Below are 21,556 nucleotides of genomic sequence, written 5' to 3' on the forward strand. Positions count from 1 at the left end.
TCAGTCGCCTCTTTGTGGTTCCTGCCATCATCGAGGCGATGCCGTTTGAACAGGCAAACGAGGCGTAAGGAAAAGCACGTTATGGGTTCGTGCTTACAATCACTAAGGATGCTCGATCAGATGTTCGCAGAACACACACTTTCCGTCGCAGAGCAAAAAAATAACATTTTCCGTTTGTCCGCGTGCCAGGCGCTTGCCGGCGCGAATGCCGTGGTGTTCTATGCCACTGGCGCCATCGTGGGTAATGATATTGCGCCCAGCCCAACGCTCGCCACATTGCCGGTCACCATGTTTGTCCTGGGGATGGCTGCATGCATCCTGCCTTTCGGCGCATTGGCTAAAAAAAGGGGCCGTAAAACCGTCTTTATGGTGGGAACCGGTGCAGGGGTGTTAACCGGTCTCATGGCAGCTCTGGCCGTTGTGATCAGCTCCTTCCTGCTATTTTGTCTCGCTGGATTTCTTGGCGGGGCCTACGCCGCGGTTGCGCTAAGTTTTCGTTTTGCAGCAACAGACGGCGTCAACCCGGAACGCCGCGCGCGTGCTTTGTCTCTGGTCATGGGAGGCGGTGTTCTGGCAGGCGTCATCGGTCCGATGCTGGTGACCACGACGATGAATCTCTGGCCACCTCATCCCTTCGCCGTGACCTTTATAGCCCAGGCATGTGTAGCCGCTATTGCTGCCGTTATCCTGAAAGGCGTTACACCTGCTGAGCCTCCTGTGGCAATACAGTCAAAAGGGCGCCCTTTGCGCGTCATTGTGCGTCAGCCTGGTTTTACTCTGACGGTGTTCTGCGGTGCGGTAACCTATATGGTTATGAATTTTCTGATGACTGCCGCACCGCTCTCCATGCACATGCATGCTATCTCTCAGCAGGCTTCGAATCTGGGTATTCAGTGGCATGTTATTGCCATGTACGGGCCAGGATTCTTTACGGGCAGGCTGATTAACCGTTTCGGCTCCATGCGAGTGACGGCCGCTGGATTAGTGATTACCGTTGCATCCGTTGCTGCAGGCCTAAGCGGAACAGACATTTTTCATTACTGGCTTTCATTAATTCTGCTGGGCATCGGCTGGAATTTTGGCTTCACTGGCGCATCAGCAAAAATTGTTGAGTACCATCGGGCAGAAGAAAAAACGCAGGTTCAGTCCCTGAACGACTTTGTGGTATTCGGTGTGATGTTGGTCGGGTCATTTTCTTCCGGCGCACTGCTAAACCTTTATGGCTGGAATGCTGTCTTGTGGGGATCGCTTATCCCGGTAGGTCTTGCCTTTGTGAGCATCATCAAAGGATGGAATGCTCACTCGCAGGGGAAGGGGGCTCTGTAGCGGGTCATCCTATGGATGAAAATGCGCCCGGTGGCGCATTTTTTTGCGACTAAAGAACCAACCAGAGATATCCTGCATTGAACAAGAATCGCCCACTCAAATTTCGGAGAAGAAAATCGATGAAAAGCGCAACCGCAAAGTCCTTAAAAAAAGCGAACGAGTTGTTGAAAAGTGGTGAGTTCAGGGAGGTTGTGCTGGATTTCAATATCAGTGCCGATGAGTTTTTTGAGCTTGCGGATCGCTGGGCAGATCGAGGAGCCAAAATCAAAAAAGAAGATGGCTCGTTTGTTATCAGGCTAGCTAAATGATGTTCAGCAAGGGCTAAAACTTCAAATCCGACAACGCTTTCCGGGGCGAGTATAAGTCCAAAATCAATTTCGGAGTTCCGCACCTGCTGTGTGATTACGGCGCTGCTTTAAACATTTAGCTGGAGATCCAGCCAGCTATGCTCTTGAGCAATGGCAGAAATCTCGTCACAGAGTTGCCCCTCCGTTAAAGCCTGAACCCGCCCGATACTGACTGTTCCACGCCTCAGCCCCTTAATCTCATCAGATCGCTGTTTTGTCAGGTTGAATTCACGTGCCCGCGGAGTAGATCAGTGTAGAGAATTTCACCTGCCGTAGTCATACGCATGCCACCCGGCAGTTGCTCAAATAAAGGTATACCCAGATCTTCTTTCGCCTGGAGGATCTGCCGATTAATGGCTGACGCGGAAACGTGCAGCCTTTCCGCTGTTTTTCGAAGACTTCCATGGCGCGCAACCTCCATAAAGTAGGCTGCAAAGCGGGAAAACGGACTCATAGGGATCCTGTACAGTTTTATGCAACAGGGTAGTGCGTTTATGCTGATGGATTAGTACACCTTAAATTACCCATACTGCGATGGCAATGCACAGGCTAATCATCCAGGCGATGAGATCGCGCTTTTGCACAGTAAAAATAAAAGGTGACGTTATGACACAAACGGCCTTTGGGAGTCATGGGATGAGGATGCTATCACACGGGATAAGCAGAGCGGTGTTTACTTCGATGTTGATAAGATGCATTTTCTACAGCATCAGGGGACGCATTTTAAGGTTCGTGGTCCACTTCCGATGGGGCGCAGCCCACAAGGGCGACCTGTTATTTTTCAGGCCGGTGCCTCAGAGCCGGGTCGGGCGCTGGCGGCACGAACAGCTGATGTGGTATTTACACTGCAATCCACCATCGAAGGCGGGCGCGCATTTCGTGATGACATTCGTCGGCGCGCTCAGGAATTCGGGCGCTCACCCGATTCAATCAAAATCATGGTGGGGCTTACTCCCATCATTGCCGAAACAGACCAGAAGGCCAGAGAACTGGCCGACCAAATGTTAGCCCTGATTCCAGATGACATTGCCCTAAGTAATTTGAAACCACTGGCAGGAGGGGTCGATTTTCGCCAGTTTGACCTTAATGAACTTGTACCAGAACTGCCTGAATCCAACGCGGGAAAATCGCACCGGGACGCGATTATGGCCATTTCCCGTGATAAAAATCTCTCCGTCCTCGAGACTGCCCGCTACTTCGCGGAAGGCAGCTATCTGAAAGCCATCGGTTCCCCGGCCACGGTTGCCGATCAGATGCAAGCCTGGCTTGATGCCGATGCCTGTGATGGATTCCTTGCTGTGCCTACTCATTTCCCAACAGGGGTAGAGGCATTAACTGGACTTCTGGTGCCGGAACTGCAACGACGAGGCATCTTTCGGACCGAATATGAAGGAACCCATCTGCGGGATCACCTTGGGCTGACTAAATATTGATTTATAAAAGAAGTTATAAATATGACAGTGCTGACCTGCTCTTAAATGATTCAAACTGAATGGTGTCAGCAATGTCCGCAGATCGAGCACTGCGAACATTGGCTGTTGGAAGTCTGCTTAGTGCTGTGAGTTCAATGGCTCGATGCAACGCTATCCTTAATCAAGGGGGGACGTTGCCATGAAACGAAGAACTCGGATTAACTACACGCCAGAGCAGAAGGCGATTATCTGGGACAGATATAAGCAAGGTGATTCTCTGCATGATATCGCCAGAATGTTCGACAGATTTCATTCTTCCATCATGCCCACAATCCACCAGACAGGTGGCTACCGTCCTCCCGTTCGAAAGCGGCATCGATTAGCGCTTACGCTTGATGAAAGAGAGGAGATTTCCAGAGGACTGGTAGCAAAACTCAGTATCAGGGACATTGCTGCCAACTTATCAAGAGCACCCTTAACGATTAGCCGCGAGGTCAGGAGGCACGGAGGTGCCAAGCAATACCGTGCAGCAAAAGCCGATACTGCTGCGTGGGAAAATGCTCTGAGACCAAAACCTTGCAAGCTAATTGAAAGCCCCACATTGTGTAAAATCATTGCAGAGAAGATGCATCAGGACTGGTCGCCGGAACAGATCGCCGGTTGGCTGAAACGCTGTTATCCGGATAATCAGGAAATGCATGTGTCACACGAAACGATTTATAAAACGCTTTTTATACAAACCCGGGGGGCATTAAAAAAAGAGCTGCAGCAATGCCTCAGAAGCGTAAGAGCGGTACGTAGATCCCGAACGTCATCACTTAAAGGGAAAGGATTAGGGAAAATCCCGAATGCGATACCTATCAGCGAAAGGCCACCGGAAGCCTCAGACAGAGCCATCCCTGGTCACTGGGAAGGTGATCTGATCCAGGGCTCGAAAAACTCCTATATCGTCACCCTCGTAGAACGCCATTCCCGCTTTGTTATGTTAGCCAAAATCAGGGACAACAAGACCATAACGGTTATATCTGCACTCATCAGACAAGCTCGGGAATTACCTGTTGAGCTATATAAAACATTAACCTGGGATCGGGGAGCTGAAATGACCAGCCACACCCGGTTTACTGTAGCAACAGACATCCAGATTTACTTCTGTGATCCTCAATCTCCCTGGCAACGTGGCTCGAATGAAAATACGAACAGGTTGCTAAGACAATATTTTCCAAAGGGAACTGACTTATCGGTTCACAGTCAGCAGAGACTAAACAGCGTTGCCAGACAGCTCAACGAAAGACCGAGAAAAACGCTAGAATATGAATCACCCGCAGAGCGGTTCAATAAGTGTGTTGCGTCCATCAGTTGAACTCACAGCCAACAGCGGACAATGTTAACATCTATCTGTATTAATCTGTGGGATCAGATCATATTGACTTCTACATCTTCGACACATAAGGGAATCCTTCACGCCTACTAAAAACAACATTCCTGCCTTGTAAAAATTAATCTAATTAGTTTTTTGAATAAGCGCCAAAAAGTCTGAAGCTATACTCCAAGAGATTTTATTTTGAGAGTTGATATAGTGCCTCAATTCTCTATCAATCTCATATCGCTTCATTATATCATCTGTACTTTTCCTAGGGTCATAGATTTTCATTCTATCTTGAAGCAACTTTACTTTATCTTCAAAACCGTCTGGATATTTATTTAGTCTTTCTTTGTTTTTTTCAAGCGCAATAGAGATTTTTTTCAAAAGATCATTGCGAAGTCTTTCAGGTATATTCCCAGCACTTTCATAAAAATTATGATTACCCATCTTTATTGCATTACTAATTGCTGTGTATGGCTTAACATACAATTCGTCAAAGTTAGGATAGGATGGGGAGCTACTAAGGCTTTTGTTCGTCCGGTTTATGCTGCTCCTTAAGTAAGTATCTCCAATCAATCCATTAAAGTTTTCCCAGAAAACTGATGACAAATTTCTGTTATTATCATCGACTGCTTTTTTAGCCAAAGAACTCTGTTGTTTTAATGCGCGAATTGACTCTGATAACTCAGCATTTGTGGATTTTAATTTCCTTTCCAATTCATCTTGCTGGAGATTTAAATTATCAATATCCTTTAGCAATTCACTCTGTGCTAAAATATTACCTTGAAGAGTATCAGATGATCTCTTTAACTCTTTTTTTAAACCATTAAGTTCAAATTCCTTTTTCGCAATATCCTCAGAGAGTAATTCCTTTTGGTAAATCGGCCTGACAGTATAAAAATAACCGAAAATAGCAAAGGCAACTAAGAAAACTTGTGATAAATGGCTTATGCGATTTAAATAAATATCAAGTCTGCTTGGCATCTACTTTAATTTCCTTTAATTAATTCTGAGGGAGTCTAGTAGGGCTCTCTTATTGAATTCAGAGATTACACTAAAGAAACTGGCAGCTCTAATCAACATGTTATACATTCAAGTTTTTCAACTATAAAGTAAAACATAGCGGTCCCACTTTTATGGCAGGAGATACCCGTTATGCTCATTTGGAACTAAAGAGCAACTGCAAACATACATGACAGCTTCCCAGTTGATTGACATAAGGTATTGCTAGCAACATCCATGATGACTCAATTACTAACGTCGGCTTCTCGCTCATAGCTGCCCGAGGTCTTTCCAACGGACTGCATTATGCCATTGATGGTACTCAGGGTGCCACGGGTTTGAAACACGAATGTCTGCTGATCGCTCACAGCAGACCTTCTGCTCAGTTAGTTCGGCCGCTTAGTGCTATCCTTAGCTCAGTGAAAACAAGCAGCAACGTAAGAATTTGAGAGCCCTCATGATTCTACCCTGAAGTGTAAATTTTAATCCCATTAGAGTTAAAATCTGCGCCACCATTAAAGACAATCGCAACACTTTTAACTGGCCTAGTCAGACCAACATACAACTTGGCTCGTGAATCATTAGTGAGTGCAGCGCTATTATCCTGGAACCACTTCAGCATAGGTTCGGTAGGAAAGATAATCACACGTTCAAATGTCAGGCCTTTAGATGTACCAAAGGTAAAGACAGGATAACGTTCATCAACGGTACGCCTTTTATCCCAGCGCAATTGCACGGGAGTATACGTTTCTAGATAGTGATTCAGTAATTTTTCGGGTAGCAGGAAGACCCCGTCGTGACCGGATATTTCACGAACGTTAGAGGCTGAAGGGGCAAAGGCAGGATAAAGTTTGTTGGCAAAATCATTGATTTCATGAAAGCACCGATAGTTCTCATTCAACATTTTATCATCAACTGTGATCTCTACCGCCTTGTCATCAAAGAAATTCACGATGGCAGCTTTTTTGTACTTCGCATTTTTCTCGGTATTGACGGTACTGTAAGTGGCCTGACGCGGGTCGCCGACCAGAGTGATTTTAATGGGTGACCTGAACAGTGTTTGAAGAATTTCAAGATCGTAACCAGCAAGATCCTGAACCTCATCCACATAAATTTCATCAAAGCACGACGCCAACCGAGCGATGATTTTTCCGCTCGACTTCTCCTCACAGCGAAGAGAAAGTTTGGCCATTTTATCGGAGTAAAGCTTAAAATCAGAACTGAAATAGTGCTGCCTGAAATCTTTCTCCCCCCAGTAGATGGGTCTCCCCGCTACCTTATAAGGCTTTACACCGGATTTGCTGCTGCAAAGAAGCATCCCTTTGACGTCATAGTCAAATAAACACCCCTGATAGGGTTTTATCCAATGTTTAATCAGAAAGGAAAACCAGGTGATCACATACAAATTAGGTGGGACACATCCATTCTCTTTAATGACTTTGACATTTATTTCATCCCGGCATGCCTCGGTGAACGTGGTAATCAGAATACGCTTCCCTGAAGTGACGGCCTTTAATGCTTCACTGACTATAAAGGTACTTTTACCTGCTCCCGCAGATGCGATGATGACTTTGTTCATTTGATCGCATCCAGAATGTACTGCGGATACTGTATGCTGAGCGCCGCAGTATTCGTATAGTTAAATATCTTCAATGCGCAATCTGTTTTATTCGCATGCATGTAAACGCGTAAGTCATCATCAGAAGTATGTGTAGTCCCTAAAACGGCATTAAGGGTTTTCCTACTGTTCGCCTTCAGCAATTTGGGCTCAAGAGTATTGTAATTGTATTTTTTTGTGCCCACCATCAGCGTACCGGTATCAACAATCGGGTCAACACAAATATCAATGTGTGGTTTTATATTCACGCCCAGATAGGTGCTGTATTTTTTCTGAATTGCGGCAATATCGCCATCATTGTCGGTTACGACGCGGGTAGGTTTGTCAATTATCGCGGCTATTTCCAGAAATCTCAGAAAAGAAATCCCAACTGAAATAACTTCGATCCCGTCCTCAATGGGTAGCCGTCCCTGGTTCGCATCCATGTAGGCCTTCTGAACCACAAGCTCGTCTGAATCGCCTTCAACCAGAATGGCTTTCTTACACAAAACCATTCGAAGCGTGTCGTAACCCGCAATTTTTTCGAAAAATTCTTTTGTGCCAGGTGTTAAAGAAGCCAGCTTGGTCGTCTTGCGGTTCGAGAGAAAAATCAGATCACCAAGACCGAGTTTATTCGCAACGAAACTACTGTGAGTCGTAATGATGATCTGTTTACCTTCACAGTTGTCTTTGATGGTCTTAATGAGCAGATTAAGCTTGGTGTGCGATAGGTTATTTTCAGGCTCTTCAATGAGAATGATATTCGACTCTTTGGCTTTATTGTGCGAGAGCGCCAAATTTGTCTTCACAATGCTTTGCTCGCCCTTTCCAATGTAATTAAACGGAACATCATCCAGGCAGGTAATCAGGCTTGATTCCCATGCTTTTTGAGAGGAAAGCTCAACTGAGATAGTGACCTTTTTACTGGTGATCTTGCTTGCACTGATAATTTTCTTATTAATGGTTTCGATAGACTTGTCTGATATGAAGGCTTCTTTCATCTTACGGTGCGATTGAGAAACGCTGATGACTTCATCATCCGTGAGCAAGTCTTTGATTATCCTGCTGATGTAAACATCTGACCCATTGTTGCCTCTGGCCGAGGATGAATCGATAAAAGCAGACTTGAGGGGGATGTTACGTGATAAAAGTGCGTCCCTGCTGAAGCTTTTCCACTCAATATCGTAATACTCTATAGGCAACGTTCTGATATCACCTACTTTTAAGAGTGCTTCATAGGCAGCCTTGTAGTCCTCGTTAAACTTGATTTTGAATACAACTCCCACTGAGGATGACTTCAGGCAATTACCATCCCCCTCCAGGAAAACAGTGTCAGGCGTTTTTTGGAAGTGGAGCTCAACGAATAGCGCTGGCGGTGGCAATTTAGCTGTGGTTGTGAGACTGGCTAGATATTCCTTCACCAATTGGTCATTAAAGAGATATTGGCTGATGTTGTTCTTGACAGGTTTTCCTGCATACAAACCCGTCAAACCTAAATTGATAGCCTCAAGGATGGTACTTTTTCCTGCTTCATTATCGCCTACAATAATGTTCACTGACTCATTGAACTCGATGCAGAATCGGTCTTTAAACCCCTTAAAACCCTCAATAATTAACTTTGTAATAACCATTAACATCTCCATTACATGTTATGCGCAATCAATTCAGGAAAATATACTTGATGAAAAGTGGATTGGCGTTTATGGCAGCAGGTTAAATATCAACCGAGCAATTGACCTGTCCCTTTCAATACAGTACGCCAAAGTTAGTAATACCACTATCGACTGTAGGGACAGTTGGGACCTTCCGCTCCTCGCTCAGGCTGTGTGCAAACTCTGCCCCAAAACTGAAGTGTGCGCATCTACGCAAAATCTGGGAGTACTCGACTGGCTGGCAGAGCCAGATTCTACGTATGAGCGCAGTTTTCAACCCTTGTTTGGCAGTTTAAGCGACCAAAGTAGTTTTCACACCGCCTGCGCTCAAAGCGGCCCCAGCCCCAGGAAGCTATTACGCTAAAAGCAGCCCCCAACATCCACAATCCCCCTCACTCAACAAACTGGCAAAAACGCAAAAGATAGCCATCCGGATCCTGAACGAGAAACTCTCTCTGGCAAGCCGTGGTTTCTCCAATCTGATAGGTGCTTTCACGCAGATCCCGATACAGGGGCACGCCATGTTTCCTCACCCGCGCCAGCACACACGCAATATCATCCACCTCAATCTGGAAATTCACGCCGCGCCCGAGCGGTTTGACGAGTTCAGCAGTATTCCAGCCTTCGGCGTGATACTGCTCAAGCATCAATTGTGCTTCACCGAGGTTGATATAGGCAAATTCGGGATCGCTTCGTCTGACCATAATCTCGAATCCCAATACATCAGTATAAAAAAGCAGTGAGGCAGTGAAGTCCGTTACGGTCAGTTCGGGCACCATCCGGTTCCAGTAGGGCTCATGCTGAACGGTCATTACTTATGTCCTTTTAAATAGCACGACCTAAAGTTAATGCCGCGCAACCTGTTTGCTCATGTCGCGACAAAGGATAAATGAGTGTCTAAAGAGCATCACGTTAACCCGTTCAAACATCCTCTCAACCCCATATCCCTAACGCTCTGCCACCCAAAACAGCACCCGAATAAAGCGCTATCGCAACGATACTGATACAAGTCCCACATGAAATCGCCTGCGCTGAATTTCCAGTGCCCAGGTAATGCGTCTCTAGCACGATAATATTGGCTGCCGGGGGAAGCAGGCAGAAAAGATACATCGTTGCTGGATTTTGCGTAATAAGTGGTGCGTTGAACTGATCGGCTATCAGCAGGAGCAACGAAACCAGCACAGCGAAAACTATTGAGCGAGTGAGAAACGGACGCAGTTCGAGTCGAAAATCGCGCATCGATATTGTTGTCTTTGAAAGCCAAATTCCTAAAACGGCCATGCCAAGAAAACTCATCATAAATTTGGCAATTTGATACAGGCTATCAAAGTGAAGAGCCACCAAATCACTCAGCGGAATCAATGCTGCGCCGATCATCAGAGCGATGACGGGCGGGGTGCGCATCAACGTGATTGGATTAAATTTCTCGCCGGAGAGCATGCCTGCGCCCAGCGAGTTGCCGACAATTGAGCTGCCGACGTAGGCGGCAATGATAATGGTCGCAGCATCATTGCCGAATAGCACGCTGGCGACGGGCAGACCCAGCCAGCCGATATTAAGATAGCTAAAACAGAGGTTTTTTATTGGGTCAGCAAAAACATAGCGACCTGCCAGCAGCAGCACCATCATGGATATCGCGGTGGCAATAATAATGGTGCTCATGCTGTGAAAGCGGGTCGATATATTAAAGATGATCACGATGGGAATAGCGATACGCGTCAATATCCATGACGCAGCCGTTTTGCAATCCCAGGCAGTTTTACCCAGCAACCATCCGGCAAACAGATAGATAAGCGGAAAGAAAATCGTCACGAAACATCCCTGATTAGCGTGTCGACCACTCCCTGGAGTAGGGAGTGGTTAAAAATACACGCTATCAGAGGTCGTTCAGTGAGTGCAACGATGCAACGCGAGTTTATGCGGTGGTATTGATGTTACGGCCAACTGCCGGATTGGCCGGCAGTTGCGGAATCGAATTAAGAATTCCTGCTGCCATTGACTGCTGATTATCCAGGGTCTTTTTCAGTACCAGGGTGCTCACTTTACTGCTGAGGTCCATATTTTCCAGACCGATAGCCAGTGAAGTAATCTGTGATACATCCATCTTGCTCTCCTTTAAAACGACTAATGGGGGGCGGAAACGGCTTTGAGAAAGCCTGATACGTCTATCGGCATCCAGCGGCAAAGCTTCACTGCTATCTTCGGAGATCCCCGACGCCAACCGGCTTTATCAGATTATTCTCTGGCAGGGCGGCTATTTCGCCTGCGGCTGCCAGGTGCCCACATCCTGCGCATCAATCGCTTTCGGCAGCAGCTTCGCCTGATAAAACGCATCTGCAATCTTCTGCTGCTCAGCCAAATCGCTCTTATTCACTGGCTCGATCTGATAGCTGCGTTGCTGGTTCGCTTGTTCAACCGTCGCCAACGGCAAATTACCCCACAATGGAGAGAGAATCTTGGCTGCATCCGTTGGATGTGCTTTCAGCCATTGAGCTTCCTGAACCAGCGTCTTATACACAATGCCCAGCACCTCAGGATGCTTCTGCGCATAAGGCGTCGACACCAGATAGTAGCGCTGATAACTGGCGAGACCTTTGCCGCTCACCAACACGCGTGTGTGCTGCTCGACTTCCGAACTGGTGACAAAGGGTTCCCAGGTCACCCACGCATCAACGCTGCCATGTTCCAGCGCGGCACGCCCATCGGCAGGTGTCAGCCATGCAGGTGTGACATCACTGAATTTCAGTCCCGCCTTTTGCAACGCGGCGATCAGCAGATAATGGCTGCCAGCCGCTTTGGTAACGGCAATCTTTTTACCTTTTAAATCCTGCAGTGATTTGATGTTGGAATTAGCGGGCACCAAAATGGCCTGAGCTTCTGGAGAAGGCGTCTCGCGTGCGTAATACGTGAGGTCGGCGCCTGCCGCTTGCGCGAACACCGGCACGGTATCGGCCACGTCAGCAGAGAGGTCAACGTTGTTGAGATTCAGCGCCTCCAGCAGCGGCAAACCGCTGGTGAACTCGTGCCATGTCACTTTAATGCCGCGCTCGGCGAGCGCCTTATCCAGATCGCCACGCTGCTTTATCAACGTCAGCAAGGTGGAAGATTTTTGATAGCCGATGCGAAGTGTCTCTTCGGCATTGGCGCTGGCAAGCAGTGAGGAGAAAAGCAGTGAAGCGAGTATTGTCTTTGTAATGTTGTGCATGTGAGTCCCTGAAGGTGTTATCAATTTTTAAAAATGATAAAGCCGCTCACGAGGCAATCAAAACCGCAAGTTCGCATAAGCTCTGCACATTTACAGCTATCACAGTTGCGCGGTCATCGCCCGCAAATGCGCCCGCAATACGCCATGCAGCGCCCGAATTGCGGGGGAAAACTGTTTACGATGCGGGCAGATTAAATGCAGCGGCGTGCTTTCGCCGGGGATCTCAGGCAGCACCCGTTCCAGGCGGCGCTGCCTAATGTCTTCACAGACGTCAATCCAGGATTTATACGCGATGCCCATGCCATTGATAGCCCAACGACGCGCCACTTCGGCGTCATCACACAGCAGGCGACTTTTCACCGTGATTTGGCGGCGCATACCTTCCTGCGGGAACGTCCACTTGTCATAGACATGCCCGCCCATCACAAACGGCAGGCAGTGATGCTGGGCCAAATCTTCCAGTTGATGCGGGCGTCCATGTTGGTCGAGATAGGCTGGCGATGCCACCATAATGCGGCGATTGTCCTCGGCCAGCGGTAATGCCACGTAACTGCTGTCTTCCAGTTTGCCGTAGCGAATGGCGATATCGACCGGATCGCGGAACACATCACTGATTTGATCGGATAACGATAATCGAACCGACAAGGCAGGGTGCTCACAGCAAAATTCGGTGATCAGCGGCAAGAGGATATTGCGACCTATATCCGAGGGCATCGCGATTTTAAGCTCACCGCTCAGTGCGTCTTCGTGACTTTGCAGGCTATCAGCGCCCGCTTGCATCAGAGCCAGCATCTCCTGCGCGTAGGGCAGATATTTTTCACCCTCGGCGGTCAACCGCAGGCTACGCGTGGATCGTGCAAACAGGCGACGATCCAGTTCTCGCTCCAGTCGCTGAATGGCGGCACTCACTTGCCCCGGCAGCAAATTCACTTCACGGGCCGCGCGGGAAAAGCTGCCCAGTGCCGCCGAACGCACAAACAGCGTGACATCTTCCAGTCGGATCATTTTCTTACTCATCGTCAAAACAGGCAGGGATTTTCACTCTAAGAGTGAAAGTGTTGCTGTGCAATCGGCATTTTTCCTCAGCGTGCAGGCCGCTATGCTGAGCTCAACTTACCTAACACCCTGATGAATTGAGGAACAGCTTGATGAAAGCGATAGTTTATAGCCAAAACGGTTTACCAATTTCCGATGAAAATGCGCTGTACGAACTGGATGTCGCCCAACCGCAGCCGGGCGCGCGTGACCTGCTGGTAAAGATCCACGCGATTGCCGTGAACCCGGTAGATACCAAAGTGCGTAACGGCGCGCCAACCGATAAACCGCGCATTCTCGGTTGGGATGCGGTCGGCGTGGTGGAGGCGGTGGGCGAGGAAGTCACGCTGTTCCAGCCGGGCGATGAAGTGTTTTACGCGGGCGATATTACGCGCGCGGGCAGTTATGCCGAGTATGGTCTGGTGGATGAACGCATTGCCGGACATAAACCCCGGACGCTGAATGATGCCGATGCCGCCGCGTTGCCGCTGACATCACTCACCGCATGGGAATTGCTGTTTGATCGTCTGGAAGTGCAGGCGGATGACAATGCCGCATTGCTGATTATTGGAGCAGGCGGCGGTGTCGGGTCAATTCTGACGCAGCTGGCGCGCAAGCTGACTAACCTCACGGTGATTGCTACCGCATCGCGTCCCGAAACTGAAGATTGGGTGCGTTCTCTGGGCGCTCATCATGTGGTCAATCATCAGCAGCCGCTGGGTGAACAGCTGGCGGCCATTGGCCATCCGCAGGTACGCTATGTGGCTTCATTGACGCACACCGACAGCTATTACCCCCAGCTGGTGGATGTGCTGGCTCCACAGGGCAAGCTGGCGCTGATCGATGATCCGGAAACGCTGGACGTGGTGCCGCTGAAGCGCAAAGCCATCTCGCTGCACTGGGAGCTGATGTTCACCCGTTCACTGTTCCAGACCCGCGACATGCAGCGTCAGCACGATATTTTAGAGCGCGTAAGCCAGCTGGTTGAAGACCAGACGCTGCAAACCACGGCAGGCGAACATCACGGCACCATCAACGCGGCCAATCTGCGCAAAGCCCATGCGCTGATCGAGAGCGGTCGTGCACGCGGCAAGATCGTGCTGAGCGGCTTTTAACCCTTTGAAACACAATTCGTTAACCGCCGTGTAAGCGCGGCGGTTAAGGTAACGGCACTTTTAAAATAATCGATTCAGGAGATTGCCATGACACTTAATGACGCAGTGGCTGGTCGCCACACTGTGAAAGCCTTCGCCAGTGGTAAAAGTTTGCCGCAGGAAGAGATCGAAACGCTGCTGAACGTGCTGCGTAACAGCCCGTCTTCCGTCAACTCTCAGCCATGGCATTTTGTGGTGGCTTCCACGCCAGAAGGTCGTGAGCAGATCGCGCAATCCACTACCGGCGCCTTTGTTTACAACGGCCCAAAAGTACTGAATGCTTCCCATGTGATCGCGCTGTGCATGCGCACCGATCTGGATGACGCGCATCTGCAAAACGTGCTGGCGCAGGAAGAGCAGGATGGGCGTTTTGCCAAACCAGAAGGCAAAGCCGGTCAGGATAAGAGCCGTCGTGGCTATGTCGATATGCACCGTTACGAGCAGCGTGATATCCCGCAGTGGATGGAGAAACAGGTTTACCTGGCGCTCGGTGGTCTGCTGCTAGGTGCCGCGATGTTAGGGATTGATGCGACGCCAATGGAAGGTTTTGATCAGCGAGCGCTGGATCAGGCGTTAGGCCTGCGTGAGAAAGGCTTTACCAGCGTGGTACTGGTCTCGTTGGGCTATCGCAGCGACGAAGATTTCAATGCGGCATTGCCAAAATCACGTTTGCCGCGCGAAGAAATTTTCACCTTTATTTAAGCGGTTGCGGCGCAATTTTTTGCGTGGTTTTAACCCCGCGCGATGAATCGCGCCGCGACACGTTTCATCGCGGAAACAGCAAACTAAACCGGTTCACCCCGTTCTCACTGCTCACCGCACAGCTACCGTGATGCAAACGCATGATGCTGCGTACAATCGACAACCCCAGCCCGCTGCTGCTTTGATGGCGTGATGCATCGGCGCGCCAGAAGCGATCAAACATTCTTGCCTGCTGCTCGACACTGAGTGGCGCACCGTCATTCTCCACCACCAATTCGATCCCCTGATCGCGCACCGCACTTAACACGCGAATGGTGGTATCCCGCTCGCCATAGCGCAAGGCATTCGCCATCAGATTCGCCAGTGCGCGTTGAAGCAGCTGCGGATCAGCGCGCAATTCTCCCTGCATGCGCATCTCCAACTGCATGGCGTGCTCTTCGGCCATGCCATCAAAATAGTCCTGCAATTTCTCGCCGAGCTGTGCCAAATCGATTATCTGCCAATCCATTGCCTGACTGGCGTCTTCCGCTTTGGCGAGGAAAAGCATGTTATCGATCATCTTCGCCAGTCGCTCCAGTTCCTCGTAGTTGGAGCCCAGCAGTGCCTGATAATCACCGACGCTACGCGGCTGGCTCAGCGCCACCTCGGTCTGACCGATCAAGGTGCCAATCGGCGTGCGCAGGTCGTGCGCCATATCGGCGGAAACCTGGCTGAGCTGTTGATAGCCCATTTCCAGACGACTGAGCATCTGATTGAAGGCGGCGACCAGCGGTTGTAGCTCTGTCGGAGCATCACTGAACTGGATACGGTGCGATAAACGCCGTACGTCTATGGCATCGGTTTCCGCTGCCAGCCGACGCAATGGCGATAAGCCGCGTCGCACCAGCCAGATACTGAGTGCCGCGACCAGCAGCGCAGCCAGTGCGGTCGAGACAATGATCTGATCGCGATAGCTGTTAAGCGTTTGGGTACGATCGCTCATCAGGCGGCCGGTAATGATCTCAATCCGCCCATTGCCATCGCGCGTCGGCGCTAAGGCGGCGGCAGAAATAAAGGGCGTGCCGTCCTCTGCCTGCTGGTGATGCACAGAGGCCAGATTGAGTGGCTGATCGGCGGGCACCGGCGTGATGTCGGGCATTGGTCGTGCGCCGGGATTGACCACAATCAGCGGCGGTTGACCTGGAAAGCGCAGCACTAACAAGGATTCTGTATTGCCCAGCATATTGGCAAACAGGCGCGGTTTTTGCTGAATCAGCGTAATGGCGTCTTCATCGCGTAGCAGCGTACGAATCTGATCAATGCGCGTCAGTAAAGCCGCGTCATCACGCACGCCAATTTGCTTCGCCAGGGACTGATACAGCGCAAAGCCGCTCAGGGCAAAAATCACGATCACCGCAGTGCTGAGCAGTAGTGATAAGCGAGTGGCAAGCGAGAGTTTTTTCATGCTTCAGCTTCGCAGCGATACCCAACGCCGTGCACGGTGTGAATCAGCGGTTGAGCAAACGGGCCATCGATTTTCTGGCGCAGGCGTTTTACTGCCACGTCCACCACGTTGGTGTCGCTATCAAAATTCATGTCCCATACGCGGGAGGCGATCACCGTGCGCGTCAACACTTCACCGGGATGCAGCATAAACAGATGCAGCAGGTTGAACTCTTTGTTGGTGAGGTCGATGCGTTGCCCCGCGCGCTCCACCCGACGTTTAAGGATATCGAGTTGCAGATCGGCCAGGGTCAGCACATCGGGAAGTTTTTGCTGGCCGCCGCGCCGCAGTTGCGTGCGGACGCGTGCCAGTAGTTCCGCAAACGAGAAGGGCTTCACCAGGTAATCATCCGCGCCCAGTTCCAGCCCCTTGATGCGATCTTCCAACGTGCCTTTAGCCGTGAGGAAAATAACCGGCGTCTGGGTCTGTTTATCCAGCGCGGCCATCACCTCCCAGCCGCTCATGCCGGGCATCATCACATCGAGTAAAATCAGGTCGTAATGATGCTCCTGCGCATAGAACAAACCATCTTGCCCATTTTCCGCTACATCCACGATGAATCCCGCTTCGGTTAATCCTTTGCGCATGTAATCGCGCGCTTTGGCTTCATCTTCAATCACCAAAATTTTCATGCGCATCTCCGGGCGGGACAAGTGGATTAGGGCTGCGCCTGCTGAGCAGCCTGTTCAATCAGTTTCGCGACATCATCAGGATGAGATTCATACACCGAATGGCTGGCGCCCGCGACTTCAACCGTGTGGCTGTGCGCGCGTTTGGCGTACATCCGCTCCAGATCAGGGTTAATGATTTTGTCAGCTTTCGCCACCATGTACCAGCTAGGCTTGGTCTTCCATGCCGGGTCAGGAATGTTGGCGGTGAACACAGCGGCGTTGGTTGGCATCTGCGCGTGGGCTTCAAAATCCGTCTGTGCAGCCGGTAAGTCGGCGGCGAAATCGCTGTGGTAATTTTCTGGCGCGATGGTCAGATAGCCATCACTGGATTTAGCAAACGGATGCGCGCTGTTGGGGAATTTTTTGCCGTTAATCGCTTCGGTTTCGCCGTTATTGAGTGCATGAGCGGCGATATACACCAGACCCACCACTTTATTGTCATTTCCGGCTTCGGTGATGATCGCGCCACCATAACTGTGGCCGACCAGAATCACCGGTCCATTCTGCTGATCGATGATGCGGCGTGTCGCCGTGACATCTTCCGGGAAACCGGTCAGCGGCTCCTGCACCAGCGTCACTTTATAGCCATCGTGCGTCAGGCGGTCATACACCGGACGCCATCCTGCACCACCCACAAATGCACCGTGTACTAACACAATATTCTTCACCGGCTGCGCTTTGGCTTGCGCTGCGCCGCCTGCCATCGCCAATAAAATGCCCGCTGCTAACGTCAGTTTTTTCAGTTTCATGTTTGTACTCCAGATAAGGAAGGTTCGGGCACAGGATATGAAAACGGCGCTGACAGCAGGGTGAGCGAGTTATGACAAAAGAATGACAGGGCTGTGCGCTGATCGATCGCAGGATTTCGTGAACGGCCTCGCAAATTGAAGCGATGCCGTCTTGCTAAACAAATTGGCTTGTGTAATTTATGCCATAACTTCACAAATAATCGTGAAGAAGGAAAGTACATTACAACCAGCACTGAAGGATCCTTCCTCATGTCAGAATTAAAGTTTGCCACACGTTTGAACTCTTTCGCCTCTGGGGCGCACTTATACTGGCCAGATCTCCAGGGAAAACCTTCTGTATTACAGATGATTGCGCGCGCCGGTAAGGTGAATGGCCTGACGCATCTCGATCTTAACTATCCGCAGCACATGACCAGTGACATTCCCACTATGCGTCAGGCGATTGCTGATGCAGGCCTGGCGGTCAATGGCATGCAGATGCGCTGGGATGCTCCCCAATTCAAAATTGGCGCCTTTACTAACCCTGACGCCAAAATTCGTCGTGAAGCTATCGAACTGACCAAGCGCGGTATTGATGCGGGCCGCGAGTTTGGTTCACGCCTGATGACCTTGTGGATGGGCCAGGACGGTTTCGATTATTGCTTCCAGGCCGACTATAAAAAGATGTGGGAAGACGCCGTCAGCGCGGTGCGTGAAGTGGCTGAATATGCGCCGGAAATCGACGTCAGCATTGAATACAAACCAAATGAACCGCGTGCTTACAGCATCTTCCCGAATGCCACCACCTGTTTGCTGGCCGTGGAAGAGGCGGGATGCGCCAACCTCGGTATCACGCTGGACTTCGCTCACGTGCTGTTTGCCAATGAAGTGCCGGCGTTTGCCGCAGCCATGGTGGCCCGTCGTTCACGCTTGTTAGGACTGGACCTGAATGATGGCTGGGGCAAACGCGATGACGGCTTGATGGCGGGTTCAGTGAATCCGCGCGCCACGCTGGAATTTCTGTGGCAGATGCAGCGCGATGGCTATCAGGGCGCTTATTACTTCGACACCTTCCCGGATGCCAGCGGCCTCGACCCGATCCGTGAAGCGGAAATCAACATTGTGACTGTGAAGCGTCTGCTGAAGTTGAGCGAAAAACTCAACAATAACCCAGCACTGGAAGAAGCGATTAGCCGTCAGGATGCGGTGGCCTCACAGCAAATTGTGAATGACATCATGCTTGCACAATAAGCAAGCGCGTAACCCTGCACCTCAAATAAAACGATAAAAAGGCTACCACCATGAAAAAGCTCTTACTCTCTGTACTGACCTCCGCACTGCTGTGTTCCAGCGTGCACGCTGCTACCTTAGCGCCGCTGAAATCTGACTCCGAGCCCGACCGCACAGACTGGACGCAGCTGGAAAGCAAATACGGCCCGATGCCTAAAGTCGACAGCAAGCTGAAAATTGGCGGCGTGTCGAAAACGCTGACCAATGAGTACTGGCGTTCACTCGGCGAGGGGTATCAGAACGTGGCGAAGAAGTATGGTTTCACCGTCGCTTACCAGGCCGCCGCGAATGAAGATGATCAAATGGGCCAGTTGTCCATCGCTGAAACCCTGATTGCGCAAGGCTTTAATGGCTTGCTGGTGTCACCTCAGACCGATATCAACCTTGAGCCAGCACTGGAAAGCGCCAGCAGCAAAGGCATTCCCGTGGTGAACGTCAACGATGCGGTGGTGCCAAGTGCCCAGTACTACGTTGGGAACGTGCAGAAAGATAACGGCGTGCGCGTCGCCAAATGGTTTATTCAGCACTATCCGCAGGGCGGCAAAGTGGCGGTGATTGAAGGCCAGCCGGGCGTGTACGCTGCGGGTCAGCGCACTGCCGGTTTTAAAGAGACGCTGCAGGCGAATGGCAAATTCAACATTGTCGCCAGCGTGCCAGCTAACTGGAGCCGCGAGCAGGCCTTTAACGCCGCATCGACCATTCTGCAGCAACATCCGGATCTGATTGGTTTCTATGCCAACAACGACACCATGGCGCTCGGCGTGGTGGAAGCGGTGCGTTCGCTGAATAAAGCTAAGCAGACCGCAGTATTTGGTACCGACGGTATTTCCGATGCCTATGCTTCTATTAAACGCGGTGAACTGACCGGCACCGTCGATAGCTTCCCGATCCTGACCGGTGAAGTAGCGATGGAAGTGATGTTGCGTCTGGTGAACGGACAGAAACTGTCGCGTGTGATTGCCACGCCACAGGCGCTGATCACCAAAGAGAATGCCGATGCCTTCTCAACCAAAGACAACGACAAATTGCGCCAGTTGCTGGCACAGCAGTAACACAGGCGGAGAGCGTATGGAACAGTATCGCTTAATGATGCGCGGCATCAATAAAACCTACGGCAGCGCCATCGCGCTGCAGGATGTGGACTTTATGGTGCGACCGGGTGAAGTGCATGCGCTGATCGGGGAAAATGGGGCGGGCAAATCCACGTTGCTGAACATTCTCTCTGGCGTGCGCCCGGCGGATAGCGGTGACATCCACGTCAACGGCGAGTCAGTGCAGATGAAAAATCCGCTCAGTGCGCGCCATGCGGGCATCGCGATGATTCATCAGGAGTTGCAGCATGTTCCTGAACTCTCCGTCGCCCAGAATATGTTTCTGGGTCGCCCCATGACGACTCTCAACGGTTTGTTTGTCGATAAACGCGCTCAGCTGGCACGCGCCACGCATATCCTGAAGCAGCTTGATCCCAGCATTAATCCTGCTGAGCCAATCAAGAACCTCAAGGTATCGCAGCAGCAGATCGTGGAGATTGCGCGCGCACTGCTGGATGAGGCGAAAATCATCGCCATGGATGAACCGACATCCAGCCTGACGCCTCGTGAGTTTGAGCGTCTGGCGGAGTTGATCGCAGATCTAAAATCTACCGGCGTCTCATTGATTTATGTGTCGCACAAAATGAATGAAATCTTCCAGGTCTGCGATCGCGCCACCATCATGCGCGATGGCCGTCAGGTCGGGGTGGTGAACATTTGCGATGAGACTGAAGAGAGCATCGTCGCGAAAATGGTAGGGCGCAAAATCGATAAGCAGGCGCACCAGTCATGGGCCACCGATCGCGAAGTGCTGCAGGTTGAGAATGTGACGCGTGGAACGGAGATCAAACCGGCCACTTTTAGCGTCTGCGCCGGGGAAGTCTTGGGCGTGGCGGGTCTGGTCGGCGCAGGCCGTACCGAATTGCTCAAACTGATTGCCGGTATCGACAAACGTAGCGCGGGTGAAGTACGCGTCAATGGTCAGTCGGTACGCAATCACAACGTCAGTGCGGCGATTCGTGCCGGTATTGGTCTGGTGCCGGAAGATCGTAAGAAAGAGGGCATTATCAAAGCGCGTGCAGTGAAAGTGAACATGGCGCTGCCGTCGATGCGCAACTTCACGCTCGCGGGCGTTATTCGTAAAGTGAAACTCGACGCGGTGGCGCAGCAGGTGATGTCCGACTTAAAACTGCGTCCGCTGAATATTGAAAAACCGATCGGCACACTGAGTGGTGGTAATCAGCAGAAAGTGATTATTGGCCGCTGGGTAGCCGCGGATGCCGAAGTGTTTTTATTTGATGAGCCAACCCGGGGAATTGATATCGGGGCTAAAGCTGAAATATATAACCTGATTGAAAAGCTGGCCCAGCAAGGTAAAGCGATTGTCGTGGTGTCGTCAGAAATGACCGAGATATTACGTGTATCCGACCGCGTCTTAGTGATGCGTGAAGGAAGAATTACGCGTGAATTAACCGGTGATGACATTACCGAAGAGAACATCGCGCGCTTTGCTATTAACGACATTAAAGAAGCTGTATAGCACTCAATCTGCACTCTA

At 50.6% G+C, this 21,556-nt stretch carries 20 protein-coding genes and 1 pseudogene; 9 read left to right on the forward strand and 12 right to left on the reverse strand.

Annotation, left to right across the window (positions count from 1 at the left end; all coding sequences use genetic code 11):
- Positions 1 to 120 precede the first annotated feature (120 nt).
- Both AC1MDE_RS22180 and AC1MDE_RS22185 read left to right on the forward strand, forming a co-directional pair.
- On the forward strand, positions 121 to 1,326 hold the full coding sequence (locus AC1MDE_RS22180; protein WP_479400275.1) for an MFS transporter: 1,206 nt from the start codon (positions 121 to 123) through the stop codon (positions 1,324 to 1,326).
- Between the two features lie 119 nt (positions 1,327 to 1,445).
- Positions 1,446 to 1,634, forward strand: a complete 189-nt coding sequence (locus tag AC1MDE_RS22185) for a hypothetical protein (RefSeq protein ID WP_058960311.1) — start codon at positions 1,446 to 1,448, stop codon at positions 1,632 to 1,634.
- Positions 1,635 to 1,890: 256 nt separating this feature from the next.
- Here the strand turns inward: AC1MDE_RS22185 and AC1MDE_RS22190 are convergent, their stop codons facing one another.
- The gene (locus AC1MDE_RS22190) at positions 1,891 to 2,127 is read right to left on the reverse strand and encodes a helix-turn-helix domain-containing protein (RefSeq protein WP_058960310.1); all 237 of its coding nucleotides are present in this window, start codon (positions 2,125 to 2,127) and stop codon (positions 1,891 to 1,893) included.
- A gap of 172 nt (positions 2,128 to 2,299) precedes the next feature.
- On the opposite strand from AC1MDE_RS22190, the pseudogene AC1MDE_RS22195 reads away from it, so the two are divergent.
- Both AC1MDE_RS22195 and AC1MDE_RS22200 read left to right on the forward strand, forming a co-directional pair.
- A pseudogene (locus AC1MDE_RS22195) lies at positions 2,300 to 3,106 on the forward strand (NtaA/DmoA family FMN-dependent monooxygenase); the annotation flags it as partial.
- 178 nt (positions 3,107 to 3,284) lie between these two features.
- Positions 3,285 to 4,445, forward strand: coding sequence for an IS30 family transposase (locus AC1MDE_RS22200; protein WP_479400273.1), 1,161 nt, complete (start codon positions 3,285 to 3,287; stop codon positions 4,443 to 4,445).
- Positions 4,446 to 4,586: 141 nt separating this feature from the next.
- Here the strand turns inward: AC1MDE_RS22200 and AC1MDE_RS22205 are convergent, their stop codons facing one another.
- The 8 genes from AC1MDE_RS22205 to AC1MDE_RS22240 all read right to left on the reverse strand — a co-directional run bounded on the left by AC1MDE_RS22205 (position 4,587) and on the right by AC1MDE_RS22240 (position 12,909).
- On the reverse strand, positions 4,587 to 5,432 hold the full coding sequence (locus AC1MDE_RS22205) for a hypothetical protein (RefSeq protein WP_479400271.1): 846 nt from the start codon (positions 5,430 to 5,432) through the stop codon (positions 4,587 to 4,589).
- 481 nt (positions 5,433 to 5,913) lie between these two features.
- A complete protein-coding gene (locus AC1MDE_RS22210; protein WP_479400270.1) occupies positions 5,914 to 7,029 on the reverse strand; it encodes a UvrD-helicase domain-containing protein in 1,116 nt (371 codons plus the stop codon).
- The gene (locus AC1MDE_RS22215; protein ID WP_479400268.1) at positions 7,026 to 8,678 is read right to left on the reverse strand and encodes an ATP-dependent nuclease; all 1,653 of its coding nucleotides are present in this window, start codon (positions 8,676 to 8,678) and stop codon (positions 7,026 to 7,028) included. Before AC1MDE_RS22215 ends, AC1MDE_RS22210 begins: the two co-directional genes overlap by 4 nt.
- Positions 8,679 to 9,091: 413 nt before the next feature.
- Positions 9,092 to 9,511 (reverse strand): bleomycin resistance protein, encoded by a 420-nt coding sequence (locus AC1MDE_RS22220; RefSeq protein ID WP_479400267.1) that lies wholly within the window; start codon positions 9,509 to 9,511, stop codon positions 9,092 to 9,094.
- 121 nt (positions 9,512 to 9,632) lie between these two features.
- A complete protein-coding gene (locus AC1MDE_RS22225; protein ID WP_058960304.1) occupies positions 9,633 to 10,511 on the reverse strand; it encodes an AEC family transporter in 879 nt (292 codons plus the stop codon).
- A 103-nt stretch (positions 10,512 to 10,614) separates the two neighbouring features.
- A complete protein-coding gene (locus AC1MDE_RS22230; protein WP_058960303.1) occupies positions 10,615 to 10,803 on the reverse strand; it encodes a YjfB family protein in 189 nt (62 codons plus the stop codon).
- Positions 10,804 to 10,953: 150 nt separating this feature from the next.
- A complete protein-coding gene (locus AC1MDE_RS22235) occupies positions 10,954 to 11,904 on the reverse strand; it encodes an aliphatic sulfonate ABC transporter substrate-binding protein (RefSeq protein WP_479400264.1) in 951 nt (316 codons plus the stop codon).
- Between the two features lie 99 nt (positions 11,905 to 12,003).
- The gene (locus tag AC1MDE_RS22240) at positions 12,004 to 12,909 is read right to left on the reverse strand and encodes a LysR family transcriptional regulator (protein ID WP_479400263.1); all 906 of its coding nucleotides are present in this window, start codon (positions 12,907 to 12,909) and stop codon (positions 12,004 to 12,006) included.
- Positions 12,910 to 13,052: 143 nt separating this feature from the next.
- Here AC1MDE_RS22240 and AC1MDE_RS22245 point away from each other — a divergent pair, with 143 nt between their 5' ends.
- A complete protein-coding gene (locus AC1MDE_RS22245; protein ID WP_480345082.1) occupies positions 13,053 to 14,054 on the forward strand; it encodes a zinc-binding alcohol dehydrogenase family protein in 1,002 nt (333 codons plus the stop codon).
- Between the two features lie 87 nt (positions 14,055 to 14,141).
- A complete protein-coding gene (gene nfsB / locus AC1MDE_RS22250; protein ID WP_480345083.1) occupies positions 14,142 to 14,795 on the forward strand; it encodes an oxygen-insensitive NAD(P)H nitroreductase in 654 nt (217 codons plus the stop codon).
- Positions 14,796 to 14,859: 64 nt separating this feature from the next.
- Here nfsB and AC1MDE_RS22255 read toward each other — a convergent pair whose 3' ends face one another.
- The 3 genes from AC1MDE_RS22255 to AC1MDE_RS22265 are packed head-to-tail and all read right to left on the reverse strand — an operon-like array spanning position 14,860 to position 17,698.
- Positions 14,860 to 16,239 (reverse strand): heavy metal sensor histidine kinase, encoded by a 1,380-nt coding sequence (locus tag AC1MDE_RS22255; RefSeq protein WP_480345084.1) that lies wholly within the window; start codon positions 16,237 to 16,239, stop codon positions 14,860 to 14,862.
- Positions 16,236 to 16,910: a heavy metal response regulator transcription factor gene (locus AC1MDE_RS22260; protein WP_058960297.1), complete on the reverse strand. Its 675-nt coding sequence runs from the start codon at positions 16,908 to 16,910 to the stop codon at positions 16,236 to 16,238. The genes AC1MDE_RS22255 and AC1MDE_RS22260 overlap by 4 nt, the downstream gene beginning before the upstream one ends.
- 26 nt (positions 16,911 to 16,936) lie before the next feature.
- Positions 16,937 to 17,698 carry an alpha/beta hydrolase gene (locus AC1MDE_RS22265; protein WP_058960296.1) on the reverse strand — a complete coding sequence of 254 codons (762 nt, stop codon included), beginning with the start codon at positions 17,696 to 17,698 and terminating at the stop codon, positions 16,937 to 16,939.
- Positions 17,699 to 17,947: 249 nt separating this feature from the next.
- On the opposite strand from AC1MDE_RS22265, the gene AC1MDE_RS22270 reads away from it, so the two are divergent.
- From AC1MDE_RS22270 to AC1MDE_RS22280, 3 genes are read left to right on the forward strand one after another with little or no spacing between them, the layout of a single operon-like run.
- Entirely contained in the window at positions 17,948 to 18,928 is a 981-nt protein-coding gene (locus AC1MDE_RS22270; RefSeq protein ID WP_058960295.1) for a TIM barrel protein, read from the forward strand.
- 50 nt (positions 18,929 to 18,978) lie between these two features.
- On the forward strand, positions 18,979 to 20,019 hold the full coding sequence (locus AC1MDE_RS22275) for a sugar ABC transporter substrate-binding protein (protein ID WP_097118840.1): 1,041 nt from the start codon (positions 18,979 to 18,981) through the stop codon (positions 20,017 to 20,019).
- A 16-nt stretch (positions 20,020 to 20,035) separates the two neighbouring features.
- Positions 20,036 to 21,538 carry a sugar ABC transporter ATP-binding protein gene (locus AC1MDE_RS22280; RefSeq protein ID WP_479400259.1) on the forward strand — a complete coding sequence of 501 codons (1,503 nt, stop codon included), beginning with the start codon at positions 20,036 to 20,038 and terminating at the stop codon, positions 21,536 to 21,538.
- The last annotated feature ends 18 nt before the right edge of the window (positions 21,539 to 21,556 follow it).

It is taken from the genome of Pantoea folii (assembly GCF_056678875.1).